17 protein-coding genes are annotated in these 16,230 nt (G+C 37.0%); 12 read left to right on the forward strand and 5 right to left on the reverse strand.

From position 1 onward, the window contains the following. Positions 1-65 precede the first annotated feature (65 nt). Complete coding sequence (locus tag QNI15_RS22665; protein ID WP_314033692.1) at positions 66-692, reverse strand: ABC transporter ATP-binding protein; 627 nt, start codon at positions 690-692, stop codon at positions 66-68. 42 nt (positions 693-734) lie between these two features. Beyond that, complete coding sequence (locus QNI15_RS22670) at positions 735-1,685, reverse strand: D-2-hydroxyacid dehydrogenase (protein ID WP_313991187.1); 951 nt, start codon at positions 1,683-1,685, stop codon at positions 735-737. A gap of 369 nt (positions 1,686-2,054) precedes the next feature. Here QNI15_RS22670 and QNI15_RS22675 point away from each other — a divergent pair, with 369 nt between their 5' ends. Next, entirely contained in the window at positions 2,055-3,161 is a 1,107-nt protein-coding gene (locus tag QNI15_RS22675; RefSeq protein WP_313979362.1) for a bifunctional 3-deoxy-7-phosphoheptulonate synthase/chorismate mutase type II, read from the forward strand. Between the two features lie 73 nt (positions 3,162-3,234). Here the strand turns inward: QNI15_RS22675 and QNI15_RS22680 are convergent, their stop codons facing one another. Then, on the reverse strand, positions 3,235-4,620 hold the full coding sequence (locus QNI15_RS22680) for an MFS transporter (RefSeq protein ID WP_314033694.1): 1,386 nt from the start codon (positions 4,618-4,620) through the stop codon (positions 3,235-3,237). A 113-nt stretch (positions 4,621-4,733) separates the two neighbouring features. Between QNI15_RS22680 and QNI15_RS22685 the strand changes: the two genes are divergently transcribed. Further along, positions 4,734-5,240: an Lrp/AsnC family transcriptional regulator gene (locus tag QNI15_RS22685; RefSeq protein ID WP_313991181.1), complete on the forward strand. Its 507-nt coding sequence runs from the start codon at positions 4,734-4,736 to the stop codon at positions 5,238-5,240. Positions 5,241-5,668: 428 nt separating this feature from the next. Here the strand turns inward: QNI15_RS22685 and fmt are convergent, their stop codons facing one another. Further along, complete coding sequence (fmt, locus tag QNI15_RS22690) at positions 5,669-6,589, reverse strand: methionyl-tRNA formyltransferase (protein WP_314033697.1); 921 nt, start codon at positions 6,587-6,589, stop codon at positions 5,669-5,671. 459 nt (positions 6,590-7,048) lie between these two features. Between fmt and greA the strand changes: the two genes are divergently transcribed. The 4 genes from greA to QNI15_RS22710 all read left to right on the forward strand — a co-directional run bounded on the left by greA (position 7,049) and on the right by QNI15_RS22710 (position 9,614). Continuing rightward, positions 7,049-7,522, forward strand: coding sequence for a transcription elongation factor GreA (greA, locus tag QNI15_RS22695; protein WP_313979352.1), 474 nt, complete (start codon positions 7,049-7,051; stop codon positions 7,520-7,522). Between the two features lie 104 nt (positions 7,523-7,626). Next, a complete protein-coding gene (locus tag QNI15_RS22700) occupies positions 7,627-8,022 on the forward strand; it encodes an HIT family protein (RefSeq protein WP_314033699.1) in 396 nt (131 codons plus the stop codon). Between the two features lie 129 nt (positions 8,023-8,151). Next, positions 8,152-8,538 (forward strand): VOC family protein, encoded by a 387-nt coding sequence (locus tag QNI15_RS22705; RefSeq protein WP_313991174.1) that lies wholly within the window; start codon positions 8,152-8,154, stop codon positions 8,536-8,538. A 284-nt stretch (positions 8,539-8,822) separates the two neighbouring features. Next, positions 8,823-9,614 (forward strand): RMD1 family protein, encoded by a 792-nt coding sequence (locus QNI15_RS22710; RefSeq protein ID WP_313979346.1) that lies wholly within the window; start codon positions 8,823-8,825, stop codon positions 9,612-9,614. 63 nt (positions 9,615-9,677) lie between these two features. On the opposite strand, the gene QNI15_RS22715 is transcribed toward QNI15_RS22710, so the two are convergent. Then, on the reverse strand, positions 9,678-10,118 hold the full coding sequence (locus QNI15_RS22715) for an RrF2 family transcriptional regulator (RefSeq protein WP_313979343.1): 441 nt from the start codon (positions 10,116-10,118) through the stop codon (positions 9,678-9,680). Positions 10,119-10,404: 286 nt separating this feature from the next. Here QNI15_RS22715 and QNI15_RS22720 point away from each other — a divergent pair, with 286 nt between their 5' ends. The 6 genes from QNI15_RS22720 (at position 10,405) to QNI15_RS22745 (ending at position 15,725) form a co-directional block, all read left to right on the forward strand. Then, entirely contained in the window at positions 10,405-11,352 is a 948-nt protein-coding gene (locus tag QNI15_RS22720) for an acetyl-CoA carboxylase carboxyltransferase subunit alpha (RefSeq protein WP_313979341.1), read from the forward strand. Positions 11,353-11,464: 112 nt separating this feature from the next. Further along, positions 11,465-12,325 (forward strand): MBL fold metallo-hydrolase, encoded by an 861-nt coding sequence (locus QNI15_RS22725; RefSeq protein WP_314033701.1) that lies wholly within the window; start codon positions 11,465-11,467, stop codon positions 12,323-12,325. Between the two features lie 34 nt (positions 12,326-12,359). Next, positions 12,360-13,157 carry a patatin-like phospholipase family protein gene (locus QNI15_RS22730; protein ID WP_313991170.1) on the forward strand — a complete coding sequence of 266 codons (798 nt, stop codon included), beginning with the start codon at positions 12,360-12,362 and terminating at the stop codon, positions 13,155-13,157. Positions 13,158-13,327: 170 nt separating this feature from the next. Beyond that, positions 13,328-13,873, forward strand: coding sequence for a lysophospholipid acyltransferase family protein (locus QNI15_RS22735; protein WP_313991168.1), 546 nt, complete (start codon positions 13,328-13,330; stop codon positions 13,871-13,873). A gap of 301 nt (positions 13,874-14,174) precedes the next feature. Next, on the forward strand, positions 14,175-14,843 hold the full coding sequence (locus tag QNI15_RS22740; RefSeq protein WP_313991166.1) for an ABC transporter ATP-binding protein: 669 nt from the start codon (positions 14,175-14,177) through the stop codon (positions 14,841-14,843). Positions 14,844-15,296: 453 nt separating this feature from the next. Next, positions 15,297-15,725 (forward strand): hypothetical protein, encoded by a 429-nt coding sequence (locus QNI15_RS22745; RefSeq protein WP_313991163.1) that lies wholly within the window; start codon positions 15,297-15,299, stop codon positions 15,723-15,725. The last annotated feature ends 505 nt before the right edge of the window (positions 15,726-16,230 follow it).

The following is a 16,230-nucleotide window of genomic DNA, read 5'->3' on the forward strand; positions in this document are numbered from 1 at the left end:
AAAAGTATGTAATTGTGTAAACGTATCACATAGAATAAGATCCTCTGCGGTTGGGAAGTGAGATTTTATTGAAGTAAACGCCCATTTTCAAAATGTAGTATATTTCCAAATGATTCGTATTCATATACCTGATTGGAACATAAAATTACTAAGCGGTTCTGTACCGTTTCTGAAATTAATTTCTGATACCAGGCAATTCCTGTTGTATCAAGGTTAGAAGTAGGTTCATCCAATAAAAGAATGGGTGTATCAGAATAACAAGCTAATCCTAACTTTAGCCGTGTTTTCATTCCAGACGAAAAATTGCTGATAAACTTATCTTTTGATCTCTGCAATCCAATTCTTTCTATAAAAGAATTTACATTCAGATTATCCCTTAATTGCTTAAATCTCAAATGAAATTCTATTACTTCAGTTAATGTCAATTCTTCAATCAATTCCAGGTATGGCGATGCTACGGAAATGTGCCGGAAAATGTTGTCTTCAGAAACAATTTTTGTTTGTAAGGAATAAGAGATCTTTCCTTCTGTAAGTGGCAAATTCCCTGCCAGTATCTGCAGAAAGGTTGATTTTCCACTTCCATTCGGTCCGGTAATGACATAGACATTACCAGATTCAAGCGTAAGATTTATATTTCGGAATATCCAGTCCCGATTAAATTTTCTTCCTACATTATCAAGCGTAATACGCATTGCAACAGTTAAAGAGTTAAAAATAAAGATAGACAGGTAATTTTATTGCTGCATCTGGCCATTGCGCACAAAATTACGAATATGATCAATAACAATTTCCATAAGACGTTCCCGAGTTTCTACTGCAGCCCAGGCAATATGAGGAGTTAGAATTAACTTATGTTTCTTTTGAACAGATAATAAAGGATTTTGAATAGTCATAGGCTCTCGTTCAAACACATCCAGTCCAGCACCTGCAATCTGGTCTTCATCTATAGCCTTTGCCAAATCTGTCTCATTAATTATGCCACCCCTACCAAGGTTAAGAAGAATGGCAGTAGACTTCATTTGACGTAATGTCGCGGCATTAATCAAGTTTCGTGTTTGCTCTGTTAATGGAGAATGCACAGAAATTACGTCTGATAATTGTAAAAGATCCTCCCAACTGACATGTTTATATTTCTCGGGACGTTGCTTACCTGATATGGAATGGTATACTACCTCCATACCAAATGCTTCTGCAATATGTGCAACCCCTCTCCCAATATCTCCTAATCCAATAATACCTAAACGTTTTCCTTTCAATAATCTAAATTCCCGCTCCAGATGTGTAAAAGTGCGACTTTGTGTATAGCCTCCTGACTTTACATACTGATCATAGTAGAGAATCTGTTCCTGCAACGCCAGCAATAATGTAAACGTATGTTGTGCAACACTGTCAACCGCATATCCGACAGCATTCTTAACAAGTATACCTCGTTGCTGAGCAAATGTAACATCTACATTATTTATACCTGTAGCCGTTACACAAATAAGCTTTAAGTGAGTCGATTTTTCAAGTACAGCACGATCTAATACCACTTTGTTTGTAAGAACAATATCCGCATCATGTATTCTCGATAGCGTTTGGTCAGGAGTAGTTACAGGATAAATTATAAGATCACCTAATTCCTTCAGGGAAGACAGCAAAGGAACTTCTCCAAATGTTTCTGCGTCTAAAAAGATAATCTTCATAGTGTATATATTCTTGTTTGGCGCAAAATACTACCTTTTCGGATTATATAGTGTAGTGACTAGAAGGAAAAGCAGAAAACCTTTAGATAGGGAAAGGTTACATTTTAGTCAGTAAGGTTAATTTAGTAGAGACAATTATAGATAAAATAAGTAAGTAGTTTTGCTTACTGAAAAATATGCAATACATGCTTTGTTAGATGCAAAATCTACGCAGTTATAAAAGTTTTTACCAGATATTTATTTGTAATTAAGACCTAATCCATTAAATTGCTAATTATATCCAAACTTAAAAGCCAATCTACCTGTTAGTTTAGAAAAACTGATCGCTTGTTTAATCAAAACCGCATATTAGTAATCCAGTAATATACAATGTCAAAACAAAAACTAACGTTCAATCCTCTGTCAGCTTGGATCAATAAGGATGAGAAGAAGCCTTTGATCATTTCAGGTCCATGTAGTGCTGAGACTGAAGAGCAATTGGTAAATACCGGTTTGGCTCTTAAAAAACTTAATGTAAGTGCTATTCGTGCGGGTATTTGGAAGCCTCGTACCAAACCTGGTACTTTTGAAGGCAATGGAGCAGCAGCTTTACCTTGGATCAAATCTGTAAAAGAAGCTACAGGACTACCGTTTGCTACTGAAGTTGCTACTCCTCAACATATTGAAGAAGCGCTTAAGTATGGTGCAGACATTCTATGGATTGGAGCCCGTTCTACTGTAAATCCTTTTACAGTTCAGGATATGGCAGACGCATTGAAAGGTGTAGATATCCCAGTTTTGATCAAAAACCCAATTAACCCTGAGCTTGCTCTTTGGATTGGTGCTATTGAACGTATCTATAATGCTGGTATTCGTAATATTGCAGCTATTCACCGTGGATTCTCTACTCATCGGAAAACGAAATACCGGAATGAGCCACTTTGGGGGATTGCTATTGAATTAAAGACATTATTCCCTGATCTTCCAATTATCGGAGATCCAAGCCATATCACAGGAAAAAGAACTGCTATATACGAAGCATCTCAGAAAGCACTCGATCTGAACTATGATGGTTTGATGATCGAATCTCACCTTGATCCTGACAATGCATGGAGTGATGCGGCACAACAGGTGACTCCTGCTGCGTTGGAACAAATCCTGGCAGCATTGAAAACCCGTCAGACTACATCAGATGATGCTATGTTTATCAACCATCTGGAAGATATGCGTCATCAGATTGATGATGTTGATCGTGAACTACTGGAAATCCTGGCTCAACGTATGAACATCGTAGAGAAAGCCGGAGAGTACAAACGCGAGCACAATGTGACTGTATTTCAACAGGATCGTTGGTCTGAAATCTTCAAAACACGTCCTGAGTGGGCTGAGAAGATGAAAATCAATAAAGATTTTGTAGCAGAGATGTTTAAACTTATTCATACAGAATCTATCCGTCTCCAGACTGAAGTTTCTGAACGTGAGAAGATTAAAGCTTAATTTAATTGAACAAACGGAAAAAAACTCCATTCATTTTATGAGTGGAGTTTTTTTTATGTCTGTCAATTACCTTCTAATGATTATACAAAAGTTGTGACTGCATTTGTAGCTGCCGTTGATAAATCCACATCCATGCTATAGCTATAAGAGCATATATAATTAGTACAGATACAGGTAGAGGAGTTACTTTTCCTTCTGCATGGCCAATTTGCATACACAGTGCTAATATAGATAGTCCTAATCCTGCTCCCATAAAATATGCGGTGGTAGATATACTGGAACCTACTCCCTGTTTCTCATTGGGGATTTTCTGAATTGCCATAGCAGTCAAGCTTGGAAAGCAGATTGCCATACCACTTCCTGTAACACATGCGACAGATGCAAGAAGAACAAACAGGTTATAATCCAGCCAGAATACTGTCAGCAACAATGAAGCTCCTGTCAGCATCAGGGTCATACCAAGTATTCCAATCTGAACTATATTCATCTTTTTCAACAATACAGGTAGCAAAAACTTAGAAATCAGAGAAGATACTATACTGAATGGGACCAGTAATAAACCTGACTTAGCTGCACTGAAGTGCATATTTTGTTGAAGTATCAGAGATAGGAGGAATAGATAACCAGAAAAGAAAGCTCCTAATAGCAAACAAGTCCCATTACCTAAAATGGTAATCGGATGTTGAAATAAAGAGAATTCAATCAGTGGAGTAGTTTGACGCTTGCTTCTGTATACAAACAACCAGAAACTTCCCGAAATTAACAGAAGCATAACTCCTGTACTAATAAAATTCTCTTGTATATCTGCAAGATCATGTACAACATAAGATAATGCAACAATTATCAATGTTAACAAAACTCCTGACAAGATATCAGGTTTATTTTTGTCATCAGTAGTCTGATCGTTATCTATATATTGGTAGGCCATATATAGAGCTACGGCGATAACTGGTACATTAATGAAAAAAATCCACTGCCAGCCAAAATAGGTGGCAATTAACCCTCCCAGAGAAAGCCCACATCCAGATCCTATAGCTGCAAATGAACTGAAGATGCCTAATGCTTTATTGCGTTCATGAGTCTCTGTAAATGTATTGGTAATGATTGACATAGCAGAAGGCATGGCCATAGCTGCAGCTAACCCCTGTAATGCTCTGAATCCCATTAACCAGAAAAATGAGGGAGCTAAACCAGCTCCTAATGAGGTAATCAGAAACAAAGTGCTCCCAGCCAGAAATATTCGTTTTCTCCCCATTACATCCGACAATGTCCCTCCCACAACCAGAAAACCGCCATAGAACAACAGATATATAGTTTGTAGCCATTGGATGGTTTCATTAGCTACCCCAAATTCTGTTTTAATCAATGGCATTGCCAGATTTAAGATGGCAATATCCAATGCTTCAAAGAATATGGCAGTTGAAGCTACAATAAGAATAATATTTTTTCTGTTAATCACAAGTATATACATTTGTTCTATGCAAAGTTACATAGTGCTTATATAAGTACTATTAGAAATAGCAAATACAGAACATTTGTATATTTATTATATTTTAAACAGAACAAGTATACATGGCAAGTACATATAATACTACCTCAGCAGAACATATATCCAGTCCGGCTTTGGTATTGGATTCTAAAGACTATGAAATTTTGCGCTTACTACAGGAAAATGCGAAAAGCACAGTAAGAGAAATAGCTGCTAAAGTACACCTGAGTACAACACCTGTGCATGATCGGATCAAGCGGATGGAAAACAGTGGAGTGATTAAGCAATATGCTGCTCTGGTTGATCGTCGTTTGGTACGTAAAGGGATTATGGTTATCTGTTATGTATCCTTAAAGGAGCATACTAAAAAAGTAGGGGGAAGATTTATTGAAGCTATTCTTCAAATGAGATCTGTCATTGAATGTTATACCATCTCAGGGGAATTTGACTTTATGCTTAAGATCATTGCAGAGAGTATGGATGACTATCATACCTTTTATATCAATGAACTCAGTGAAATCAAAGGTATCCGATACATGCAGAGTATTTTTGTGATGAACGTAATCAAGGATACTCATCAGATTATTTGAGAATGTATTAGGAAGTTGTATTCTGTAATAGCGAGGACAGTGAGTTATCAGGATTCTGGTTATATCTCAAGATTATCAGAGTCCTGATACTTAAATAAAGCGATCAGATTTCTGATAGGGTGAAATTATAATCAGTAGCTTGATATTTTTCCAAAGTGACCAGAATTCCAGTCATTGGCAGAAGTGACCGGAACTCCAGTCATCTGTGAAAGTGAACAGAGTTTAGGTCAAAATAAAAATTGACCATTATTCGAATATTTCTTGAAAGTGATCGGTATTCCAGTCAAACGCAAAAATGATTTGAATAATGGTCAAAAATACTTTTAACTAGAAATCCATTTACTTTTGCTGACAGCGAGGCCATGAACAGATTTCTGATCATCATTTAGATTGTGCATAGTTCGTTGCACACTATTATATATCTTGAGTTATTGTGCAATTGTGTTTCCTCGCAGAAACTCATCTATCTTCATTCTTTTTTTTCCTTCCATCTGCAATTCCTTTATTTCAATCCATCCATCTGTAGTCTTGAATCGCAGATACGTTTTATTATCAGAATAAACAGATCCAGGCTGTAAAGTTCCTCCATCTGTAGTATAGAGTTTCTCTGCCTGAAAAATTTTACATGTTTTCCCATTTACTTTAGTCCAGGCACCTGGATAGGGGGAAAGTCCCCTTACAAAGTTGTATACCTGCTCTACTGACTGTTCAAAATTGATTTCACATGTCTCTGTAAAAATCTTGGGTGCCATCTTTACTGGCTTAGACAAGTCCTGAGGTATCTGAGGATAATTACCTGTCTCTACAGCTGCAACAGTTTTAAGGACAAGCTTCGCCCCTTTATGCATCAAACGTTCGTAGACAGTTCCTACATTATCTGTTTCAGAGATAGGTTCATGTTCCTGAAAGATAATATTACCTGTATCTATCTCATGTTGCAGAAAAAAAGTTGAGGCACCCGTTTCTTTTTCCCCGTTAATGATAGCCCAGTTAATAGGTGCAGCTCCACGATAATCAGGTAATAAAGAAGCATGCAGATTAAAAGTCCCCTTGGGAGGCATATTCCAAACAATTTCCGGAAGCATTCGAAACGCAACCACTACCTGCAAATCTGCTTTATAGCTTTTCAATTCTTCTAAAAACTCAGGATTTTTCAGTTTTTCAGGCTGTAGTACAGGAATACTATGTTTAAGAGCAGCTTCTTTTACGGGTGAAGCTACCAGCTTTAATCCTCTTCCTGCTGGTTTATCAGGAGCTGTAATTACTGCAACTACATTGTAATTATTCTCTACCAATATTTCCAGGCTAGGTACTGCAAATTCAGGCGTACCCATAAATATGATTCGCATAACAAAAAATGTTAGATATATAAATGACTTGTCCAACTCTTCATCAAAAGTAGTATCCTTCAACTGGCTTCCCAAACTTCTTTTATCAGGAATATACTTTCCCTATATATAATACAAAATAAGAACTCTTCTTTTTGAATAAACCCAATAACAAATAATAACTTTCGAAGAAGTCACTTGTTCTATTCAACCGAAATTCGTATTTTAGCGTTTATCTTACAGACTTCCGCAAGAGTAGTTGGCTCTTGCGGTTTGTTTTTGTTTATACTAATGCAAGAGATAACGTCCCATTTGATTTCTCCGGACCAGTTTTACTCGTCCGGTTCAGGATTTGGTTAACAGGTTCTGCAAAGCTATTGGTATACGTTTTGTAGGACGGCTTGTAGTTACAGCCGTTTTTTTTATTGTCATATATACACTGGATTCAATTAAAAATAAACAACTTAAACATATAAAAAGATGAGTAAGATCTCGTATTACACGCAAGAAGGATTAACCAGGCTTCGGGATGAATTGATAGAGCTACGAACTAAAGGCCGTGCGGATATTGCCAGACAGATTGCGGAAGCCCGTGATAAAGGTGATCTAAGTGAAAATGCAGAATATGATGCAGCAAAAGATGCACAAGGATTATTGGAATTGAAAATCTCAAAGTTAGAAGATCTTGTAGCGAATGCACGTCTGATTGATGAGTCTTCTATTGATACATCTCAAGTATCTATCTTGTCAAAAGTAAAGATCAAAAATAAGAAAAATGGAACGACTGTAACCTATACATTAGTATCAGAAGAAGAAGCAGATCTTAAAACCGGAAAAATTTCAGTGCAGTCTCCTATTGGAAAAGGATTGTTAGGAAAGAAAGTGGGAGAAGTTGCCTCTATTACTGTCCCTGCCGGACAAATGGAATTTGAAGTAGTTGATATTACCCGCTAAGAACTTTTCGTTTACTGATTATTAGTATAATTCAGATATGTGTTCAAAAAGATATTATTTTTGGACAACTCATTTATCCTGATAATCAGTAAACATACTTTAGCATGCCTACCATATTCTCCCGAATCATTGCTGGTGAAATCCCTTGTCACAAAATAGCAGAAAACGAACATTGTTTTGCTTTCTTAGATATTAGTCCTGTAGCTGAGGGGCATGTACTGGTAGTACCGAAGCAGGAGACAGACTATCTTTTCGATCTGGACAATACAATCTATACAGAATTAATGATATTCTGTAAAAGCCTTGCACCTGCTATTCAACAAGCTATCCCTTGCCTACGCATTGGTGTCACTGTTATAGGCCTTGAAGTTCCTCATGTTCATGTACATCTGATTCCTTTAAATTCTATGCATGACATGGATTTTAGTAAGCCTAAATTGCAAATAAGTCAGGATGCATTGGCAGATACAGCCAAACGGATACGTAGTTTTGTAAAATAGACAAAATATTCGGTAGATTACCTTAAAATAACGAACCATAGAACCCACTCCCACGTATGAGTCCTCTGTGGCTATTGCTGCAATACCTATACTTCATCTTCTGAGTCAGACTAAAAGACATCTACTTCCATGAAAGAAAGTTTTCTTGGGCTCCGAACCACCATCTATAAAGTCAATGATATTATCAAAGCAAAAGAATGGTACTCACAGGTTTTAGGAATTTCTCCTTATTTTGATGAATCCTATTATGTTGGTTTCAATGTTGGTGGCTACGAATTAGGACTACAACCAGAAGAACAATCTTCTCCTTTTAAATCGGATAATGTTGTTACCTATTGGGGTGTCTCTGATATTGAGTTGTCTTTTTATAAACTTATTGCTGCAGGAGCAGTAGTACATGAACAGCCAGAAGAAGTTGGAGAGGGAATAAAAACTGCCTCTGTGAAGGATTTGTGGGGAAATGTTGTTGGAATTATTGAGAATCCTCACTTTGCCTTACAGCCACATACTATCTGATAGTACAAAATCAGCATAAAAATAGAGACTCCCGAAAGTTAGGAACTTTCGGGAGTCTGATCACAAAACTCCTCTTCACTTCAATCTAATGAAGTTGATTTTGTATACATGACCCATAAAACAGATAGATGGTTGCATGTCGTATAAAATATTTTTTGATTTTATTTTCAGGAATTATCATTGGTATCCGATTGTGCGTTTTCGACAGGCCTTATCCTGCATATTTGATAAGTAAGAAGTAGCCCCTTAACATAAATTACTATCTTGCGATAAAAACGCATTCTATGTTAAAAGTTGAAGCATTTCAAGTTGCTGAACAAATCAACATTAAATCATTTCGTTCCGAGTTTACAGGCGAACCCTACTTGGCAACTAACTATGAAGTGTTTTATGTTCTGGAGCATAGTAAATACTTATATGTTCTCAACTATGGGGTAGTTGTGTTTGTAGATCACTCAGAAGTCGAAAAAAGCGATTTAATCCGTTTTTTAAAAAATTTTTGTGAGCGCCCCGTTCGTGAGGATTTTAAGGAAGACTTGCTGGTAGAAGTAAATCCACAAAAAAAGCTCACATTTAATTATACGTCTCTCATCGTTCCTGAAATAAATGAACATGCAGTGCGAGTTATTATGTTAAATACAGCTCAATCTGTTGCGCTGGAAACATACGAATCGTTAGGGGATGATATTCTGGAAGGAACCAAAAGATTTGCAGAAGAACTGGAAAAAGCGGGTAAGGTAAAAATTTCTCCCAAGAACTTGTTGCGTTTCATTGGCCGTACTATCAACGTAAAGAATAGTATTATAGACAATCTATATGTATTCAACTCTCCAGATGTAGTCTGGGAAAGTGAATATTTATCCAAGTTGGATCATGGATTACGGGAAATGTTTGATATCAATACCCGATTCAGAGCGTTGGATTATGAGCTGAGAGTAGTTCAGGACAACCTTGAGTTATTCACAGATTTGCTACAAAACAGAGAAAGTACCCGATTGGAATGGATTGTAATCGGCTTGATCTTTGTGGAGGTGCTGAACCTTATTTTTGGTAAGATATTCGGGAGTGGACATTAATAACGAATCTGAAAAAGAGGATAATGCATCAATCTTCTCCAGATTCACTATTTGTTTATACACTTAAATGATCCAGTCTAAGGGTTCTTTTTCCAGACGCACACAATCCGCAAGTGTTGTACTATCCAGAATTTCAGCAGTTGCATCACGTACCTTACGCATAGTAATCCGGATAGAACAAGTCTCCACATCGTTACATTCATCACAAGGCTGGTATCCATTTTGCCGTGCACAGGGAACCCACGCAAGTGGTCCATCTATGATACGTACTACCTGGCCCATTGTAATCTGATCCGGACTTTTTAATAATCCATATCCTCCCGTCTTCCCTCTACGACTAAATAAAATACCATGGTTCTTTAGATCTAATAGAATTGCTTCCAGAAATTTTTTAGGAATTCGTTCTTGCTCAGCAATCTCAGCAATCAAGGTTGCATCATTTCCAAAGTCACGTGCAAGAACAAAAAGCGCCTTAAGGGCGTATTTAGCTTTCTTTGATAACATGTCTATGTATATTTTTACAAATATATTAAAAGTCTACAAAACGAGTATAGATTATCTACAAATAGTTATTTTATAATAACGGATAATCTATTCGTTTCTTACATGTGTCCAAAAGTCAAGTTAGTGTGTGTTTTTGGGGCTGGTATACTGTTTTCTATAAAAATATTTACATAGTAATGAACTAACTATCAGTATTTTGCAGTTTAGATTTTCAATTTACATACACACACATTTACTTTCTGACGGAAACTATTAAATTTGCACCCCTGCAACAAATTACACACACATGCTGTTGGACTTTGAGAAACCCATAGCAGAACTTGAAGCAAAGTTAGCTGATATGAAGCAGCTCGCAGAAGGTTCTGATCCTGAGATGCAATCAGCCGTTAAGACGCTGGAACAAAACATCTTGAAATTAAAAAGAGAAACCTATCAAAATCTGACGCGCTGGCAAAGGGTACAGCTTTCTCGTCACCCTGATCGGCCTTATACCCTTGATTATATTTATTCTGTTACTGATCAGTTCATAGAATTACATGGAGATCGTACCGTTTCGGATGATCCGGCAATGGTGGGTGGATTTGGTACCATAGAAGGGCAGACAGTAATGTTCATTGGTCAGCAGAAGGGGCGTAATACCAAGCAACGCCAACAACGTAATTTCGGTATGGCCAACCCGGAAGGCTATCGAAAGGCATTACGTCTGATGAAAATGGCAGAAAAGTTTGGCAAACCGATCATTACTTTTATAGATACTCCAGGCGCATTTCCAGGTATTGAGGCAGAAGAAAGAGGACAGGGTGAAGCTATTGCCCGTAATCTTCGCGAAATGTTTATGCTGAAAGTACCTGTAATCTGTATTATCATTGGAGAAGGTGCTTCGGGAGGAGCCTTGGGAATTGGTATAGGTGACCGGGTACTAATGCTGGAAAATACATGGTATTCTGTTATCTCTCCAGAATCCTGTTCGTCAATTCTTTGGCGTAGCTGGAATTACAAAGAGCAAGCAGCGGAAGCCCTGAAGTTAACTGCTGAAGATATGAAGCAATTTGGTCTTGTAGATGGCATTATTCCAGAACCTCTTGGTGGTGCGCATACAGATACTACAGGTATGGCACAAACAATTAAACAAGTAATTACAGATACACTGAAAGAGCTTGGAGCACTAAGCCCTCAGCAAAGAATTAATCAACGCATTGAAAAATTTGGTTCAATGGGTGTATTCAAAGATTAATAGAAGTTCATTTACTGAAAATATCTCCATTGGAAAGTCGTTAATAGAGAATGGTAGGTTATATGTGAAAAACTAATAACTTGCTTGTAACTCTTTAACGACTTTTTCTTTTATGCAGGTTCATGTAATTGATACTGGCTTCTTTAAACTGGATGGAGGAGCAATGTATGGAGTTGTACCCAAAAGTATCTGGCAAAAACTTAATCCTTCTGATGAAAATAATCTGTGTAGTTGGGCAATGCGGTGTTTGTTAATTGAAGACGGCAATCGTCTGATCCTGATTGATACGGGTTTGGGGAATAAACAGGATGCAAAATTTTTCAGCTATTATTATCTGCATGGTACAGACAGCCTGTTACAGTCTATACAGAAAGCCGGATTTTCTCCAGATGAAATTACAGATGTTATTCTGACTCACCTGCACTTTGATCATGTGGGTGGAGCTGTAAGCTCTAATACAGATAAGACGAAATATTTTCCGACTTTTAAAAATGCCCGTTACTGGTCTACACCCAGACATTGGCATTGGGCAATACAACCTAATCCTCGGGAAAAAGCAAGTTTCTTAAAAGAGAATATTCTACCCTTACAGGAAAGTGGTCAGTTGCATTGGATTGAAGAAGGGAAAACCTCCCCTTTTGCCAATATAGACTTTCTGTTTGTAGAAGGCCATACAGAAGCGATGTTATTACCTAAAATACAGATTGGTAATCAAACCATCGTGTATATGGCCGATCTTATTCCTTCTGCAGGACATATTGCGTTACCCTATGTAATGAGTTATGATGTAAGGCCCCTTCTGACAATGGATGAAAAAGCCACTATTCTTAATCGGGCAGTGGAGAAAGAATGGATATTATTCTTTGAGCATGACCCCATTATAGAGTGTGCTGTTGTACAACATACAGAAAAAGGTATTCGGATAGAAAATCAGGGAGCACTTGCAGAATGGCTTTCACTAACAAATCAGTAATAAACTATCTTATAAACATATACAGGGCTAGAATATGGAAATAGGTTTGGCATTGTCTGGAGGAGGTGCAAGAGGATTTGCACATGTTGGTGTACTTCAGGCGTTATTGGAAGAAGGCTTTGTCCCAACAAGACTGTCGGGAGCAAGTGCAGGGAGTATTGTATGTGCTTTATATGCTAATGGCTACCTGCCCAAAGATATTATGGATATTTTTCAGAAAGCTAAGATACGTTCTGTATTTAGTCTTTCAACACAATTAACTGGCTTTCTGAAACTAGGAAAAATAGAAAAATTTCTGGAAACATATCTTCCCCATAATTCATTTGAACAACTCAACATTCCACTAACGATTAATGCTACCGAGATACAGACCGGCGAAATTGTTTACTTCAATTCCGGACCTCTGATCCAACCTATTCTGGCTTCCAGTTGTATACCCGTTTTATTTGAACCACTTCGTGTTGGCAATAAGTTGCTGGTCGATGGGGGTATACTCAATAATCTGCCCGTAGAACCTCTGCTCAATCAATGCAATTTTATAGTGGGTGTACATAGTAACCCATGTGGAAACACCTTACCAATAATTAACATGCGTACAGTTATGGAACGCAGCTTATTATTAGCTATCCAAAATAATATCCAGGATAGAATCCTGCGCTGTGACTATTTCATCGAACCACCAGAACTTTGTCGTTTTACAACACTAGATGCCAGCAAAGCCCAGGAACTCTTCTCTATTGGTTATAAATACACAAAAGAAATAGCTCCGCAATTGAAAAATCTATACGAAGAAAAACAAAAGGGAAGGGAAATAGAGCACCTGAAACAATAGATTGCTGTTAATGTATTTGTGTGCCAGAATCATACAAATAATTATATCGCTTAATAAAATAAGGGTACCATAAAACAAAAGGCGAAAATATGTGTTTTGTTTAAACAGATACAACACATATTTTCGCAGGAAAAATATCAGCTAGCTGATTGTTGATTTATCCTTATTGTATGATGCGTTTTATAGCCCGGCTATATTTCTGGCTTATAGGCTGGAAAGTGAAGAATGAAGTTCCATCAACATTGAAGAAATATGTAATGATAGGCTTGCCACATACCAGCAACTGGGATTTTCCTATTGCTATGGCAGCATTACTTATTCTTCGTCTCAAGACAAACTATCTTGCCAAAAGAGAGTTGTTTCGGTTTCCTCTTGGTATTATTATGCGTGCCTTTGGTGGAATTCCTGTAGACCGTTCCAAACATGGAGGTTTAGTAGATGCCATGATTGATGAGCTTAACAAGCATAATGAAATGATTTTATTAATACCACCAGAAGGAACCAGAAAATATGTCAAAGATTGGAAAACAGGTTTTTATAGAGTGGCAATGGGGGCCAATGTACCAATAGTACTGGCATATCTTGATTATGGTAGAAAAACAACTGGGCTGAAGGCTGTTTTTTATCCAACTGGAGATTATGAAAAAGATGTAGAAGTGATGAAATCTTACTATAAAGGGATGAAAGGAAAATATCCTGAATATCAGAATGTATGATTTAAATATAAATATATCACGGCTTTAATTGATAGCGATTATCCCGAGGAAGTATGTACAGGTGAACCAGAGGATTTATATCTGCATTTATTTTCTGAAAATCATGGATATACTGACTTTAAAAGCATTATATTGATTACTAGTTTAATACTCATATAAATTATACAAAACCACTTTGACAGATTGTGAGATATAGGGGCTCTACTCTATTATTTATCCAATAAAATGTAAGAACTAAACAACTATTACGTATCTATATTCCCGAATTATTAAATACATTTGTGCATATACTCCATAATTCATGATAGAAGTCAAAAATATCTCAAAGTCTTATAACACATTACAAGTGTTGAAAGGAATAGACTTGGTTATTCGTCGCAAAGAAGTTGTTTCTATCGTAGGAGCTTCAGGAGCAGGCAAAAGTACTCTTCTGCATATTATGGGTACATTGGATAAGCCTGATACGGGTCTTGTACGTATCAATGGTCAGGACGTTGTGAATCTTCGCAGTTCTGCACTGGCGGATTTCAGAAATCAGAACATAGGTTTCATTTTCCAGTTCCACAATCTTCTTCCTGAGTTTACTGCACTTGAAAATGTCTGTATTCCAGGCTACTTAAGTAATAAAGATGCTAAAAAAGTACAGGCCAGGGCGACAGAATTATTGATTATGCTGGGTCTCAAAAACCGTCTCGATCATACTCCGTCCCGTATGTCTGGTGGTGAACAACAACGTACATCTGTTGCAAGAGCCCTTATTAATTCACCTCTGGTAGTTTTTGCTGATGAGCCAAGTGGCAATCTTGACTCCAAAAATGCCCAGGAACTTCATCAACTCTTTTTCAGACTCAGAGATGAAATTGGCCAGACATTTGTAATTGTCACACACAACGAAGAGTTGGCTAATATGGCAGATCGGAAGTTAGAGATGAAAGATGGAAAAATCCTTATCCCTGAAGTATCCAATTAGTATTTCATTCTACATTCCAGACTTATATTCTGCCCCGTATTAACCCCATATATTCCCATTGACACTGAAAAGTAGTCAGCCTGTTATTTTTATTTCGTCTATATGGTACATCTTTCCTTGTAAGAAAAATATCTTTTTTACAGAAAACCTCCTTTTTCACACCTTTTTATTATACTACTCTGACAATCTATGTTTTTCCAGAAAAAAGAAGGCGTTTAAGGTTTACCTTTTTTGGGCTCAATTATTAATAAGAGAATCAGTTAGTTATATGATGCCTATCGGAGAATAAACTTAAAAAGGAGTTTTATCGCCAAAAAAGCTATCGATAAACTTACGAATCCAGGTTCAGGCACACTTTTTTAATGAATACCTGCTCTGTGTAATTTTTAGCCATTCTTGAATTGAATACATGTATCAAAAAGACCACCTTTGATACATAAAATAAATGAATATATGGAATCTTCATATCTATCTGTAGGTTACAATCGTGAACTGAATGCAGTTATAGCTTCCTGGTCTGGTTACATATCAGCAGATGAGGCTAAAAGTGGATTTGAGAGAATATGGGAAACATTCCGTTATTATGAAGCTAACTATGTGATTGCAGATCTGAGAGATTATGAAGGTGGGTTTGGAGCTATTACGCAATGGCTGGATGAAGAATATATGCCCAAAATGATCAAAATAGGTTATCAGGCCTGCGCAAATGTTATGCCTGAAGATTTCTTTATGTCTGTTTCATTAAGCGATTTTCAGAATAAGCAATCCGGAATAGTACCTTTAAGAGTATTTGCAGACTTAAATGCTGCTCAAACCTGGATCAGCCAATTACAAACCAGTAAGAATGAACCAACACCTGATGCTCTTCGGGCTGTAGCCTGAGATTTTATACTATTAATAAAAAAGGAGATACTCTTAAGTATCTCCTTTTTTATTAATAAGGTATCTAAGTCATTCCGAATCTTAGGAAAAGATAGTGACTGTTTTTAGAGAAAATTTCCAATTTGTGCATAGTTCACCGCAAACTGTTTTTTAGTAATGGCAAAGCAGTCCTATCTATAGGCTAATGAATTACGTTTTAATCACGGCAATTTTGCTTTTGACTAGAACTCCGATCATTTCCATGGGTGCACATAACTAACCGCAGATTTTATTTTGACCGGAACTCTGGTCATTTTTTCTCTTGCGCATCATTCACAGCAAAAACAAAATCTGATCGGAATTCACCGCAATAGATTGATTGCATAGAATTATACACAATGTAGTTGCTATCTTTAAGTGGACATCAAGTTAAGATCAATTGCTATCTTTATTATATAGTTGAACTTAATCTGTAAGCAAGATGAGTAGCACACGAAAACTCTATGACAGAGCCTTTAAAGTAATG

This window comes from Xanthocytophaga flava (assembly GCF_030068545.1).
GTDB lineage: Bacteria > Bacteroidota > Bacteroidia > Cytophagales > 172606-1 > Xanthocytophaga > Xanthocytophaga flava.